The organism is Microbacterium sp. Au-Mic1 (assembly GCF_021341785.1).
GTDB lineage: Bacteria > Actinomycetota > Actinomycetes > Actinomycetales > Microbacteriaceae > Microbacterium.
Genome location: NZ_JAJTTF010000002.1, coordinates 412,168 through 426,355 on the forward strand (window position 1 = coordinate 412,168; position 14,188 = coordinate 426,355).

At 69.3% G+C, this 14,188-nt stretch carries 14 protein-coding genes; 12 read left to right on the plus strand and 2 right to left on the minus strand.

Features of this window, described 5'->3' with window-relative positions; all coding sequences use genetic code 11:
• Positions 1–62 precede the first annotated feature (62 nt).
• The 12 genes from pdxS (at position 63) to LXM50_RS04550 (ending at position 12,238) form a co-directional block, all read left to right on the plus strand.
• Complete coding sequence (gene pdxS / locus LXM50_RS04495; protein ID WP_233310063.1) at positions 63–965, plus strand: pyridoxal 5'-phosphate synthase lyase subunit PdxS; 903 nt, start codon at positions 63–65, stop codon at positions 963–965.
• Positions 962–1,570, plus strand: coding sequence for a pyridoxal 5'-phosphate synthase glutaminase subunit PdxT (pdxT, locus tag LXM50_RS04500; protein WP_233310064.1), 609 nt, complete (start codon positions 962–964; stop codon positions 1,568–1,570). Before pdxS ends, pdxT begins: the two co-directional genes overlap by 4 nt.
• Positions 1,571–1,673: 103 nt before the next feature.
• Positions 1,674–2,432 carry a YebC/PmpR family DNA-binding transcriptional regulator gene (locus tag LXM50_RS04505; protein ID WP_233310065.1) on the plus strand — a complete coding sequence of 253 codons (759 nt, stop codon included), beginning with the start codon at positions 1,674–1,676 and terminating at the stop codon, positions 2,430–2,432.
• A 19-nt stretch (positions 2,433–2,451) separates the two neighbouring features.
• Positions 2,452–3,054: a GrpB family protein gene (locus LXM50_RS04510; protein WP_233310066.1), complete on the plus strand. Its 603-nt coding sequence runs from the start codon at positions 2,452–2,454 to the stop codon at positions 3,052–3,054.
• A 70-nt stretch (positions 3,055–3,124) separates the two neighbouring features.
• Positions 3,125–4,309 carry a low temperature requirement protein A gene (locus tag LXM50_RS04515; RefSeq protein ID WP_233310067.1) on the plus strand — a complete coding sequence of 395 codons (1,185 nt, stop codon included), beginning with the start codon at positions 3,125–3,127 and terminating at the stop codon, positions 4,307–4,309.
• A gap of 51 nt (positions 4,310–4,360) precedes the next feature.
• Positions 4,361–4,951: a crossover junction endodeoxyribonuclease RuvC gene (ruvC, locus tag LXM50_RS04520; protein WP_233310068.1), complete on the plus strand. Its 591-nt coding sequence runs from the start codon at positions 4,361–4,363 to the stop codon at positions 4,949–4,951.
• Between the two features lie 9 nt (positions 4,952–4,960).
• On the plus strand, positions 4,961–5,578 hold the full coding sequence (gene ruvA / locus LXM50_RS04525) for a Holliday junction branch migration protein RuvA (protein WP_233310069.1): 618 nt from the start codon (positions 4,961–4,963) through the stop codon (positions 5,576–5,578).
• Positions 5,571–6,599 (plus strand): Holliday junction branch migration DNA helicase RuvB, encoded by a 1,029-nt coding sequence (gene ruvB, locus LXM50_RS04530; RefSeq protein ID WP_233310070.1) that lies wholly within the window; start codon positions 5,571–5,573, stop codon positions 6,597–6,599. The genes ruvA and ruvB overlap by 8 nt, the downstream gene beginning before the upstream one ends.
• 74 nt (positions 6,600–6,673) lie before the next feature.
• Positions 6,674–7,123 (plus strand): preprotein translocase subunit YajC, encoded by a 450-nt coding sequence (locus LXM50_RS04535; protein WP_233310071.1) that lies wholly within the window; start codon positions 6,674–6,676, stop codon positions 7,121–7,123.
• Between the two features lie 68 nt (positions 7,124–7,191).
• Positions 7,192–8,919, plus strand: a complete 1,728-nt coding sequence (secD, locus tag LXM50_RS04540; protein ID WP_233310072.1) for a protein translocase subunit SecD — start codon at positions 7,192–7,194, stop codon at positions 8,917–8,919.
• The gene (secF, locus tag LXM50_RS04545; RefSeq protein ID WP_233310073.1) at positions 8,919–9,920 is read left to right on the plus strand and encodes a protein translocase subunit SecF; all 1,002 of its coding nucleotides are present in this window, start codon (positions 8,919–8,921) and stop codon (positions 9,918–9,920) included. The genes secD and secF overlap by 1 nt, the downstream gene beginning before the upstream one ends.
• A gap of 56 nt (positions 9,921–9,976) precedes the next feature.
• A complete protein-coding gene (locus tag LXM50_RS04550; protein ID WP_233310074.1) occupies positions 9,977–12,238 on the plus strand; it encodes a bifunctional (p)ppGpp synthetase/guanosine-3',5'-bis(diphosphate) 3'-pyrophosphohydrolase in 2,262 nt (753 codons plus the stop codon).
• Here the strand turns inward: LXM50_RS04550 and LXM50_RS04555 are convergent.
• Positions 12,225–12,836, minus strand: coding sequence for a type IV toxin-antitoxin system AbiEi family antitoxin (locus tag LXM50_RS04555; protein WP_233310075.1), 612 nt, complete (start codon positions 12,834–12,836; stop codon positions 12,225–12,227). The two genes, LXM50_RS04550 and LXM50_RS04555, sit on opposite strands and share 14 nt — an antisense overlap.
• A gap of 88 nt (positions 12,837–12,924) precedes the next feature.
• Positions 12,925–14,188 (minus strand): DUF349 domain-containing protein (locus tag LXM50_RS04560; RefSeq protein ID WP_267920545.1); only part of this gene is annotated, 1,264 nt, incomplete at its 5' end.

The window sequence follows — 14,188 nt, forward strand, 5'->3', positions numbered from 1 at the left end:
GCTGATCTGGTCACTGTCTCACCGATGTGAGACACCGATGCAGACAGCGTATGATCTGTCCTATGACAGAACTTGCACCCGAATCGACCACCGGAACCGGTCGCGTCAAGCGCGGCCTCGCCGAGATGCTCAAGGGCGGCGTCATCATGGACGTCGTCACTCCCGAGCAGGCGAAGATCGCCGAGGACGCCGGCGCCGTCGCCGTCATGGCCCTCGAGCGGGTGCCCGCCGACATCCGCGCCCAGGGCGGCGTGTCGCGCATGAGCGACCCCGACATGATCGACGGCATCATCTCCGCCGTCTCGATCCCGGTCATGGCCAAGGCTCGTATCGGCCACTTCGTCGAGGCGCAGGTGCTGCAGGAGCTCGGCGTCGACTACATCGACGAGTCCGAGGTGCTGTCCCCGGCCGACTACGTCAACCACATCGACAAGTGGGGCTTCACCGTGCCCTTCGTCTGCGGTGCGACCAACCTGGGCGAGGCCCTCCGCCGCATCACCGAGGGCGCCGCGATGATCCGCTCCAAGGGTGAGGCGGGCACCGGCGACGTCTCCGAGGCGATGAAGCACATCCGCACGATCCGCGGCGAGATCGCCCGCCTGACCACTCTGCCCAAGGATGAGCTGTACGTCGCCGCCAAGGAGCTGCAGGCGCCGTACGAGCTGGTCGCCGAGGTTGCCGCGAAGGGCGCGCTGCCCGTCGTCATGTTCGTGGCCGGGGGCGTGGCGACGCCCGCCGACGCCGCCATGATGATGCAGCTCGGCGCCGACGGCGTGTTCGTCGGATCCGGCATCTTCAAGTCCGGCGACCCGGCTGCCCGCGCCGCGGCGATCGTCAAGGCCACCGCCGCCTACGACGACCCCGCCGTGATCGCCCAGGTCTCCCGGGGTCTCGGCGAGGCCATGGTCGGCATCAATGTGTCCGACCTGCCCGCCCCGCACCGCCTCGCGGAGCGCGGCTGGTGACAGCACCTGTGCGGATCGGCGTGCTCGCGTTGCAGGGCGATGTGCGCGAGCACGCCGCGATCCTCACCTCGCTCGGGGCGGAGGCGGTCGCTGTCCGCCGCCCCGAGCAGCTGGAGGGGCTGGACGGGTTGGTGATCCCGGGCGGCGAGTCGAGTGTGATCGACAAGCTGTCCCGGATCTTCGGCGTGCGCGAGCCCCTGCGCGCGCTCATCGCCGACGGCCTGCCGGTCTACGGCACCTGTGCGGGGCTGATCCTGCTCGCGGACGAGATCGAGGGGGCGATCGACGGCCAGCTCACCTTCGGCGGTCTCGACGTCACCGTCGCCCGCAACGCGTTCGGCGGACAGGTGGAGTCGTTCGAGACCGAGCTGGCGATCGACGGCGTCGAGGGGCCGGTCGATGCCACGTTCATCCGCGCGCCGCTCATCACGCGAGTCGGCCCCCGGGCGACGGCGATCGCTGCGCTGCCCGACGGCGGAGTGGTGGCCGTGCAGCAGGGCAACCTGCTGGGCACGAGCTTCCATCCGGAGATGAACGGCGAGCCCCGTCTGCATGCGCGGTTCCTCGACCTGGTCGAGGCGAGGCGTGCCGCGCTCGCGTCGTAGAGGTGCGGTTCTGCGCCGTCCGTCTGTTCCCCGGGCGCGGATCTTCTAGAATGGACGATGCCCTGGCGGGATGAGCCCCGGGGCGGATACGAGCGGGAGACATATGTCCGGGCATTCCAAGTGGGCGACGACCAAGCACAAGAAGGCGGTCATCGACTCGCGCCGTGCGAAGTCGTGGGCCAAGCTCATCAAGAACATCGAGGTCGCGGCGAAGCTGGGCGGTCCCGACCTCCAGGGCAACCCGACCCTCTTCGATGCGGTCCTCAAGGCCAAGAAGACCTCGGTCCCGAAGGACAACATCGACCGCGCGATCAAGCGCGGCGCCGGCATCGGCGGCGAGTCTGTCGAGTACTCCTCGATCATGTACGAGGGCTACGGCGCGAACGGCGTCGCCCTCATGATCGAGTGTCTGACCGACAACAAGAACCGCGCCGCCGCGGAGGTGCGCACGGCGCTCAGCCGCAACGGTGGCACGCTCGCCGATCCCGGTTCGGTCGCATACAACTTCACCCGCAAGGGCGTCATCGTCGTCGACGGCGAGAACACGACCGAGGACGACGTCATGATGGCGGCGCTCGAGGCCGGCGCCGAGGAGATCGAGCCGCACGCACAGGGCTTCGAGATCGTCACCGATGCGTCCGACCTGGTCGCGGTGCGCACCGCGCTGCAGGAGGCGGGCATCGAGTACGAGTCGGCGGACGTCGAGTTCGTGCCGAACCTCAAGGTCGAGATCGACGCCGAGGCGGCGCGCAAGATCTTCCGCCTCATCGACGCGCTCGAGGACAGCGACGACGTCCAGAACGTCTACGCCAACTTCGACCTCACGGCCGAGGTGCAGGCCGAGCTCGAGAACGACGAGTAAGCCCGAGCAGGACTCCTCGATGGCCGCGCCGCAGATCGTCCCGTACGATGCGGCGTGGCCATCGCTCGCTTCATCGTGGATCCTGCGGATCCGTGAGGCGCTCATCTGTGCCGGGATCCCCGTGGCCGGCTTCGCGCACATCGGTTCGACCGCGGTGCCCGAGCTCGCGGCCAAACCGTATGTGGATCTCCAGGTTCTCGTGCCGGCGATCCCCGACGAATCCGTGGTCGATGCAGCGCTCGACCCGCTCCTGTTCGAGAGAGCGCGTGGATCCCGTCCCGACTCCCCGGGGGTCGACGTCGACATCCCGCGGCCCGGATCCGATCCGCGCCATCATGAGAAGCTGCTCTACTTCCGCGATCTGGACGGCGACGCCTCCCTGCGGGGGCTGATCCTGCACATCCGCCATGCGGACTCCTCGTTCGCCGGCTTCGTGGTGTCGTTCCGCGACTGGCTTCGTGCGAACCCGGCGGAGCGCGCGGCGTACGAGCAGCTGAAGCGGTCCCTCGCCGCGGCTCACTCGGCCGCGCAGGACTACGACGACTACACCCGCGCGAAGAGCGCCTTCATGGATCATGCGCAGACGGCGATGGGGTGGCCTGATCCGGCCGGGCGCGGCTGACTCTCCCTCCTGGCCCGCCGTCCGCTCCGCTACGGTGTCGTTGATCCGCCCGATGCTCGAAGGGACTGCCATGGCCGGTGAAGCGGAGCCCGCGGTGGTCGTGCCCGATCGCGACCCTTCGCATGTGCACTGGATGGAGCTGTTCTTCGACCTGATCTTCGTGGCCCTGGTATCGCAGCTGGCGCGCGGGCTGCATGAGGATCCGTCGATCTCCGCCCTGCTGCTGTTCACGGCGCTCTTCGCCTCGGTCTGGTGGTCCTGGGTCAATCTGACGTTCACCGTGAACGTGATGACGTGGCTCACCCGCAGACAGCTCGCCGTCGTGATGCTCGCCGCGATGGCCTCGGTCGGCGCCATCGCGGTCGCCGCGCCGGAGGCCGTGGGAGAGCGCTCCTGGCTGTTCGCCGCGGGCAACGCCGCGCTGCGGCTCGTCCTGCTCGGCCTGTGGATCGCTCTGTCGTGGGCGAACGGATCGGCGTCGCGCATCCGGCTGCTGGCCTACAACGGCGCGACCGCCGTGCTCTGGCTCGTCTCGATCGCCGTGCCCGCGCCGTGGCGATACATGCTGTGGGGGTTCGTGATCGTCGTCGAAGTGGTGCTGCTGCTCACGAACAGCCGGAGCTGGCGCGTGCGGATGCTGCCGCGGATGAACGTCGAGCACATCTCGGAGCGCTTCGGCCTGCTCATCGTGATCGTGCTGGGGGAGTCGGTGCTCACGATCGTCACCGCGCTCAACGGCACCTGGACCCTCGCCTCAGCGGGAACAGCTGCGGCGAGCCTCGCCGTCGTCGCTCTGCTGGCCTGGTCCTTCTTCATGTACGGCACGGAGACGATGCGCACCGGACTCGAGCAGCTGCAGCGGGCCGGGCGCTATGGCGCGATCCGCGACACCGTCGGGTTCCTGCCGTTCCTCCTGGTCGTCGGCGTGACGGCGATCTCCAGTGCGCTGTCCGCGGGGAACGGGCACCCCGGGGAGGTTCTCGCCCCCGCATCCGTGATCTCGCTGTGCGGGGGTCTCGGGATCTTCTTCGCGACGAACGCGGTCGTATCACTGAGGCTGGGGCGCCCCGCCGCCGCGGTGCTGCGCTGGGCGATCCCGGCGCTTCTGCTCATCATCGTGCCCACGATCGTCGCGGCGACCTCGCCCGCGGGGTACGCGATCCTGGCCGCCTGCGGTGCACTCGCGGTGATCGTGCTGCTCACGGAACTCGGCAACCGTGCGCACCCGCCGTCCGCGCCGGCGCGGGAGGCATGACCGGCCGCGCGCCTGGGGCGCGGACCCCCGGGGCGGCCATAACCTGAAGTCATGACGGGAGTGCGACGCGTGCTGGGCATCGACCCCGGCCTCACACGCTGCGGTGTCGGCATCGTGGATGTCGACGCGATGCGCCGGGGCACGCTCGTGCACGTCGGAGTGATCCGCACACCTGTGGATGCGCCGATCGGCGAGCGGCTCGCGGCGGTCGCCGCCGGGATTCGCGCGGTGATCGCAGAGCACCACCCGGACGCAGTGGCTGTCGAGCGGGTCTTCGCCCAGCAGAACACGCACACCGTCATGGGCACGGCGCAGGCCAGCGGGGTGGCGCTGCTCGTCGCCGCCGAGCACGGGCTCCCCGCCGCCACGCACACGCCGAGCGAGGTCAAGGCGGCCGTCACCGGGTACGGCTCCGCCGACAAGAAGCAGGTGCAGGCGATGATCGCGCGGATCCTGCGACTCGACGCGCCGCCGCAGCCCGCCGACGCGGCCGACGCCCTCGCGATCGCGCTCTGCCACGCATGGCGCGGCGCGGGGCATGCAGGGGGAGCGTCCCAGGGCTCGGATGCCCAGACCCCGGCGCAGAAGGCATGGGCTGACGCGGAGCGTGTCGCTCGAACATACCTACGAGCACGTGCGTAGACTGCTCTCATGATCTCCTCCCTGCGTGGCACCGTGCTGTCCGCGACCACGGATTCCGTCATCGTCGAGGTCGGGGGAGTGGGCTTCTCGGTCGCCGTGCCCGGCGACGTCGCGCACACCGCGCGGGTCGGTCACGAGCTGCGCCTGCACACGTCGCTGATCGTGCGGGAGGATGCTCTGTCGCTGTACGGGTTCGCGGATCCGGCCGAGCTCGACGTGTTCGGTCATCTGCTGTCGGTGACGGGTGTGGGGCCGAAGTCGGCGCTGGGCGTGCTCTCGCACCTCTCCGTCGACCAGATCGCGACGGCGGTCGCCGCCGACGACGACGCGCCCTTCCGACGCGTCTCCGGCATCGGACCGAAGACGGCGAAGCTCATCGTCCTGCAGCTCACCGGCAAGCTGCAGGCGCCGGTCATCGCCCCGGCCGCCGCATCCGTCCCCGACGAGATCGGCTCGCAGCTGATCGCCGCCCTCATCGGCCTCGGCTGGTCCGAGCGCGTGGCCGCCGAGGCCGCCGAGCGGAGCACCATCGAGGCGAGCGAGACCGAACGCGGATCCGTCGCGCTGCTGCTGCGCCGCACGCTCGCGACCCTCGGACCCGCTCAGGGCGGAGCCGCCCGTGGTTGAGTTCCACGACTCTGGCGAGGCCGTCGACGAGGCCGAGCTCGCGATCGAGGGCGCGCTGCGCCCGGCGAGCCTGGACGAGTTCGTCGGCCAGCACAAGGTGCGCGGGCAGATGAAGCTCCTGCTCGAGGCGGCGCGGATCCAGGACCGGGCGGCGGACCACATCCTGCTGTCCGGCCCTCCGGGACTGGGCAAGACGACCTTGGCGATGATCGTGGCGCACGAGAGCGGACGCCCGCTGCGCATGTCGAGCGGTCCCGCCATCCAGCACGCCGGCGACCTCGCCGCGCTGCTGTCGAGCCTGACCCCGGGCGAGGTGCTGTTCATCGACGAGATTCACCGGATGGCGCGATCCGCGGAGGAGATGCTCTATCTCGCGATGGAGGACTTCCGCATCGACATCATGGTCGGCAAGGGCGCCGGTGCCACGAGCATCCCGCTCGAGCTCGCCCCGTTCACGCTGGTGGGGGCCACCACGCGCTCGGGGCTGCTGCCCAACCCGCTGCGTGACCGCTTCGGCTTCACGGCGCATCTGGAGTACTACGAGGCGGATGAGCTCGAGCTGGTCGTCGAGCGCTCCGCCATCGTCCTCGGAGTCGGCGTGCCCGCCGTGGCGCGGGCGGAGATCGGCCGGCGCTCACGCGGCACTCCGCGCATCGCCAACCGCCTGCTGCGGCGCGTGCGCGACTACGCCCTCGTCCACGGCGGGGGATCCTCGGCGTCCGTCGAGGACGTGAGGGCGGCTCTCGAGCTCTACGACGTCGACCGGATCGGTCTCGATCGCCTCGACCGTGCGGTGCTGGACGCGATCGTGCGGCGCTTCCGCGGAGGTCCCGTGGGCCTCAGCACCCTCGCCGTCTCGGTGGGCGAGGAGGCGGACACCATCGAGAGCGTCGTCGAGCCCTACCTCGTCCGGATCGGCTTCCTCGGCCGCACACCGCGCGGGCGCATCGCGATGCCGGAGGCGTACGCGCATCTCGGCGTCGCGCACCCCGAGGGGGCCGCGTTGTTCGATGACCTATAATCGCTGGAGACTTTCACCATCCCCTCCCTTCCGCGCCCCACTGTTGGCGCGCGCCCCGAAAGGCTCCTCCTCGCATGAATCTCGCGACGTTCTTCTCGCAGTACGGCCTCTTCTTCGTCCTGGCCATCCTGCTCGTCTTCATGGTGTTCAGCACCCGCCGCCGCAACAAGCGCATGAAGGAGGAGCAGGAGAAGAAGGCCACGCAGACTGTTCCCGGGGCCAAGGTGCTGCTGCAGGGCGGCCTCTACGGCACGATCGTCGAGTTCGACCCGGAGAACCTGGACCGCCCCGCCAAGGTGGAGATCGCGCCCGGCGTGGTCATCGAGGTGCACTCGCAGGCGATCCTGCGGGTCGTGGACGAGGAGCAGGCCGCTCCGGTCGCGGAAGAGGCCCCCACGCCTCTCGATGAGCAGACCCCGCTGGATGAGCAGACGCCGCTCGACGAGCGCGCCAAGGACATCCGCATCGAGTCGGCCGAGGAGACCCGCGCCCGCCTGGAGCGCGAGGCCGACGACAAGAACTGACGCGGTCCGCGCGCAGCGCAGGACCTCCCTCCGGACAGACCGTCCCCCTCAGAAAGCGAAGAACCTTCGTGGCATCGTCTTCTCCCGTCAAGCACGCCTGGCGGGTCCTGCTCGGCCTGCTCATCGCGATCGGCGTGCTCTTCGGCCTGAACGCCCTCGGCGTCTACGGCTTCGGCAAGAGCTCCTGGTCGCCCCAGCTGGCCCTGGACCTGCAGGGCGGCACGCAGATCATCCTCAGCGCGCAGACGGCGGACGGCAAGGATCCCAACGCCGAACAGCTCGATCAGGCGGCGCAGATCATCCGGCAGCGCGTGGACGCGTCGGGCGTCGGGGAATCCGACATCACCACGGAGGGCGGCCGCAACATCGTCGTCCAGATCGCCGGCAAGGCGGACGAGGCGACCCGCAACCGCATCCAGGCGAGCGCCAAGATGGAGCTGCGCCCGGTACTCGCCGCGACGGCGCCCTCGACGTCGTTCGTGGGCGATGACGGCAAGTCGACGCCGTACCCGACCCCCGCACCGGATCTCGCTTCCACTCCCTCGCCCTCGCCCACCGATGGCAGCGACATGTCCTGGGTGACGCCGAAGCTGCAGGCCGAGTTCCTCGCTTACGACTGCAAGACCAAGCGCGACACTGCCGCGCTGCCTGCTGACGAACCGCTCATCGCCTGCGACAGCAGCGGCCAGGCCAAGTATCTGCTCGGCCCGGTGGCGCTCGACGGCACGTCGATCAAGGACGCCGTCGCCGGCCTGAACCAGCAGACCGCACAGTGGGAGGTCAACCTGACCTTCGACGGCAAGGGCACCGACGCGTTCGGCAAGGTCAGCCAGCGCCTCTACGCGTTCACGCAGCAGAACCAGACGCCGCGCAACCAGTTCGCCTTCGTGCTGGACGGATCCGTCATCTCTGCACCGAGCATGAACGGCGTCATCCTCGACGGTCGTCCCTCGATCAGCGGCTCGTTCACGCAGGAGACGGCCAAGAGCCTCGCCGACCAGCTCAAGTTCGGCGCCCTGCCGCTGAGCTTCACCGTGCAGAGCTCCGACACCATCTCGGCGACACTCGGATCCCAGCAGCTCCAGATCGGGCTCATCGCCGGCCTCATCGGCCTCGGGCTCGTCGCCATCTACTCGCTGCTCAGCTACCGCGCGCTCGGATTCGTGATCATCGCATCGATCGGCGTGATGGCCGTCATCACCTACGTGCTGATCTGCATCCTGGGCTGGCGGATGGGCTTCCGACTTTCCCTGGCGGGCGTGGCCGGTCTGATCGTGTCGATCGGATTCACGGCCGACTCGTTCATCGTCTATTTCGAACGAATAAGAGACGAACTGCGCGACGGCAAGTCCATCACCGGTGCGGTCGAGGACGGCTGGAGCCGCGCCAAGCGCACGATCTACATCTCCAAGTCGATCAACATCCTCGCCGCCGTGGTGCTCTACATCCTCGCCGACGCGACGGTGAAGGGCTTCGCGTTCACCCTGGGTCTGACCACCATCATCGACGTGCTGATCTTCGTGGTGTTCACGCACCCGGTGATGCAGATCCTCGCCCGCACGCGCTTCTTCGGCAATGGTCATCCGCTGTCGGGCATGGATCCCGAGGCCCTCGGCGCCGTCTACCGCGGACGGACCGAGTACCGTGCCGTGGCCCCCGCGTCCCAGGGCAAGGCGGCCCGTGCCGGCCGCTCCCGGGGTGAGGCCGAGCGGCGTCAGACCATCGCCGAACGAAAGCGCGCGGAGGCCCTCGCCGCCGCGGACCAGGGCGCGAGCCGGAACGGGGAGAACGACTGATGCGCTCCATGAACGAGTTCGGCAACGACCTCTACTCCGGCAAGACCTCCTTCCCGTTCGTCGGGAGGCGGCGACTCTGGTTCATCATCGCGATCCTGCTCGTGGTGGGCTCGGCCCTGGTGCCGCTCTTCCGCCCGGTGCAGTTCTCGATCGAGTTCACCGGTGGATCCCAGTTCACGGTGGAGGCTCCGGCCAACCGCAACCAGGACATCGCGACGACCGCGGTGCGCTCGGTGCTGCCGAACGTCACCACGAAGGTGACCACCGTCAACAACCGTGACATCCGGGTGCAGACGGCCCAGCTCAAGAACGAGCAGGAGAGCCACGACGTGGCGGCCGCCCTCGCGAAGGCTTACGACGTCCCGGTGGACAAGGTGAACACGTCGTTCATCGGCCCGAGCTGGGGCGAGGGCGTGACCCGGCAGTCGCTCTGGGGCCTGGCGATCTTCCTCGCGCTGACGTTCCTGATCCTCGCGATCTACTTCCGCACCTGGAAGATGTCGGCGGCGTCCATCCTCGGCCTGCTCGACGTGCTGGTCATCACGGTCGGCGTGTACGCGCTGGCAGGATTCGAGATCTCCCCGGCGGCCGTGATCGGGTTCCTCACGATCCTCGCGTACTCGCTGTACGACACCACGGTCGTGTTCGACAAGATCCGCGAGAACACGACCGAGGAAGGCGCCAAGTCCTCCCGGACGTTCGGCGAGGCGGTGAACCTCGCCGTGAACCAGACGCTCATCCGATCGATCAACACCGCCGTCATCGCGGCGCTGCCGGTCGGCGCGATCCTGTTCATCGGCGCGTTCTGGCTGGGCGCGCAGACCCTGACCGACATCTCGCTTTCGATCTTCGTCGGGATCATCGTCGCCGCGTACTCGACGCTGTTCGTCGCGGCACCGCTGTACTCCCTGTTCCGCGAGAACGAGCCGGCGATCCGCGAGCACGACAAGCGCGTGCTCGCGGCCCGGGAACGCGCGACGGTCACCGCGGTGGAGGTCTGAGCCTCGATGCGTCCGGCCGTCCCGGGCACTTGTAGGATGATCTGCCTGGAGGTCCGATGAGCGAGGTCGGCACGACGCCCGGGGCGCCGGCGCAGGGATCGAGTCTGCGACGACTCGTACCCCGGATCTTCTCGCGCGCGCCCCGGATCAACGACCTCGACAACCTCATCCGCACGGTGCGGCAGAACCATCCGCGTGGCGATCTCGCGATCATCGAGCGCGCCTACGCCGTCGCCGCGGAGAAGCACCAGGGTCAGAAGCGCCAGAGCGGCGAGCCGTACATCACGCACCCGCTGGCCGTGGCGCAGATCCTCGCCGACCTCGGGCTCGGACCGCGCGCCATCGCGGCCGCGCTGCTGCACGACACCGTCGAGGACACGGGTTACGCACTCACCGAACTGACCGCGACGTTCGGCGACGAGGTCGCGATGCTCGTCGACGGCGTCACCAAGCTCGACAAGGTCAAGTACGGCGACAGTGCGCAGGCCGAGACGGTCCGCAAGATGATCGTCGCGATGTCGAAGGACATCCGGGTACTCATCATCAAGCTCGCGGATCGCCTGCACAACGCCCGCACCTGGGGCTTCGTGCCACCGGAGAAGGCGGCGAAGAAGGCCACCGAGACGCTCGAGATCTATGCGCCCCTCGCGCACCGGCTCGGAATCCAGGCGATCAAGTCGGAGCTCGAGGATCTGTCCTTCGCGGTCCTGCATCCGAAGATCTACGCCGAGATCGACAGTCTCATCAAGCAGCGCACGCCGCAGCGCGAGAAGTACATCCACGAGGTGGTCGACGCGGTCGAGAGCGACCTGCGCGACCTGCGTGTGCGCGGCAAGGTCGCCGGCCGGCCGAAGCAGCTCTACTCCGTCTACCAGAAGATGGTGGTGCGCGGTCGCGAGTTCGACGACATCTACGACCTCATCGGCATCCGCGTGCTCGTCGGCACGGTGCGCGACTGCTACGCGGTGCTGGGCGCGATCCACGCGCGGTGGACGCCGCTGCCCGGCCGGTTCAAGGACTACATCGCCACCCCGAAGTTCAACCTGTACCAGTCGCTGCACACAACGGTGATCGGCCCCGGCGGCCGCACCGTCGAGATCCAGATCCGCACGCACGAGATGCACCAGCAGGCCGAGTTCGGCGTCGCTGCGCACTGGATGTACAAGGAGCGGATGAACGGCGGGGGCAAGGGGTCCACTGCCGACGCCGACATGACCTGGCTCGCGCACATCTCCGACTGGCAGGCCGAGACCGCCGACCCCAGCGAGTTCCTGGACTCGCTGCGCTTCGAGATCGGTGCGAAGGAGGTCTACGTCTTCACGCCGAAGGGGCGCGTGATCGGACTGCCCTCCGGTGCGACGCCGGTGGACTTCGCCTACGCGGTGCACACGGAGATCGGTCACCGCACGATGGGCGCCAAGGTCAACGGCCGCCTCGTGCCGCTGGAGACCGCGCTGAACAGCGGCGATGTGGTCGAGGTGTTCACGTCGAAGAACCCCGACGCCGGGCCCAGCCAGGACTGGCTGACGTTCGTGAAGAGCACCCGCGCGCGCAACAAGATCCGCGGCTGGTTCACGAAGGAGCGCCGCGAGGAGGCCATCGAGCAGGGCAAGGAGGCCATCGCGCGCGCGATGCGCCGGCAGAACCTGCCGCTGCAGCGGCTGATGAGCCAGGAGTCGTTCACCGAGGTCGCGCACCAGCTGCGCTACGAGGACGTCTCGGCGCTGTACGCCGCGGTCGGTGAGGGGCACGTCTCCACGCAGTCCGTGCTGGAGAAGGTCACCGCGCTCATCTCCACCACCGAGGACACGTCGACGGGCGCGATCGACATCCCTGCGCACGGTCGCAGCCGGGCTCCGCGCGAGGGCGACTCCGGAGTGCTGGTGCGCGGTGCGGCCGACATCCTGGTGAAGCTCGCGAAGTGCTGTACACCGGTGCCGGGCGACGAGATCGTGGGGTTCGTCACGCGGGGGAGCGGCGTGTCCGTGCATCGCGCGGACTGCGTGAACGTCAAGGCGCTCTCGGTCGAGAAGGATCGGATGGTGGACGTCGAGTGGGCGCCCACCACCCGCAGCGTGTTCCTCGTGCAGATCCAGGTGGAGGCGCTGGACCGTTCGGGTCTGCTGTCCGACGTCACCCGGGTCCTCAGCGAGCACCACGTCAACATCCTCTCCGCGACCGTGCAGACCACCAACGACCGTCTGGCGCTCAGCCGCTTCGTGTTCGAGATGGGCGACACCGTTCATCTGGACCGGGTGCTCAACGCGGTGCGACGGATCGACGCCGTCTACGACGTCTACCGCGTCACCTCCTCCTGACGGCGGACGCCGCGTCGCGAGGCGCGTCCCCGTCCTCAGCGGGACGGCCGTCCGCACCGTGGCCGGCGAGGAACCGCGCGACGCGGTGATAGCCGGGACCGTGGTGCAGCTGTGCCAGCCGGGCGGCGGCGCGCGGGATGAGTGCCGGATCCGTGAGCGCCAGCAGTCGTGCCCAGTCATGCCGTTCCGGCACCGTCGCGGGCCAGCGCAGCAGATCGATGAGCGTGCGCTCGGGCGTCGTCACGGCGATGCCGCCGAGGTGCTGCACGTCGGAAGGATCCAGCACCGGATCGTGCACGATGATCCGGCGGGTCGTCGGCGCGCGCAGCCGGTGGCCGGTCGCGCTCTGCAGCTCATGCGGATCCGGCGGGGCATCGCCCGCACCATGGATCCATGCCGCCGTCATGCCGGCGAACGCCGCATCGCGCATTCCTGCGACGAGGGGGATCAGCGAAGCCGCACGGAGGGCCGCCGTCTCCACGAGGTCCGCCGGCGCATAGCCCTCGCCGAGCTCGACCACATCCCCGTCCAGACGTGCCGCGGCGAGCTCCGGCAGGGAGAGCCGGGCTCCGGGAACGTGAAGGAACGTGTCGCGCATGCCTCCAGTGTGCGACAGACGCCACAGGGCGGGGATCCGGAGATCCCCGCCCTGTGGACAACTCCGGCGATCCGGAGTGCGTGTGCGGTCAGCCGCCGAGCGCGTTCAGCCAGGCCCGTCGAGCCTCGAGCGCCTCGGTGGCCTCCTTGAGAGCCTTCGCGTTCCCGGACTTCTCCGCGGCATCGCGCTCGGCCTCGAGCTTGGCGATCGCCTGCTGGAGCTGGTCGCTCATCGCGCCGGCGCGGGCCTTCGTCTCGGGGTTGTTGCGCTTCCAGTCGACGTCCTCGCGCGACTTCAGCTCCTGCTCGACGACGCGCAGGCGGTCGTCCAGGGCGCGCTCCTTCTCGCGCGGGAAGATCCGTCCGACCTCGTCCCACTGGCGCTGGATGCGGGTCAGCAGCGCGCGCGCCTTGCCGAGGTTCGCCTCGTCGGCGACGGCCTTGGCCTCTTCGAGCAGGGCATTGCGCGCCTCGATGCGAGGAGCGGACTCCGCCTCGGTCGCCGCGGCCTGCTCGGCGCGCGCCGAGTAGAGCGCGTCACCGGCGGCCTTGAACCGCGCCCAGAGCGCGTCGTCGGCCTTGCGTCCCGCACGACCGGCGGCCTTCCACTCGTCGAGGAGGCTGCGGTAGGCCGGGATCCCGTCGACGCCCTTGGGCGCCAGGGCCTCCGCGCGCTCGACCAGGCGCGACTTGCGGTCGCGCGCGGTCTTGTGGGTCTCGTCGAGCTCGGCGTAGAAGGCCCGGCGCTGACGATCCACGGTCGCACGGGCATCGCGGAACCGCTTCCAGAGCTGATTCGCCGCACCCTTCGGGAGACGCGGACCGTTCTGCTGGTGGCTCTGCCACGCGTCGAACAGCGCGCCCATCTCCTCAGTGACCTTCTTCCACTGCACGGAGGAGAGGTCCTGCGCGGCGATCGCCTCGGAGCGCTCGACGAGCGCGGTGCGCTCGGCGATGGCGGCGTCGACCGCGGCCTTCGCTTCGACCGCCTCCGCGGCGGAGGCGTCGGCGAGCGATCCGGTCAACGCGTCGAGGCGGGTGCGGAGGTTCGCGAGGTCGCCGACCGCGGCGGCGTCGGTGACGTCGGCGACCAGGTGCTGCGCCTGCTTGGCGAGATCGGTCGCGCCGGATCCGCCCGCCTGCACGCGCTGCTCCAGCGTGTTCACCTTGAACGCGAGATCCTCGAACTTGCGCACGAAGTAGGCCAGCGCCTCGGCGGGAGTGCCGTCGGGGTACTGCCCGACCTCGCGCCACTCGTCGCCCTCACGCACGGACACGGTCCCGTCCTCGGTGACGCGACCCCACTCGGCGGCGTCGCTCGTGCTCACCGGTGCCGGAACGGCAGGCGCCGCC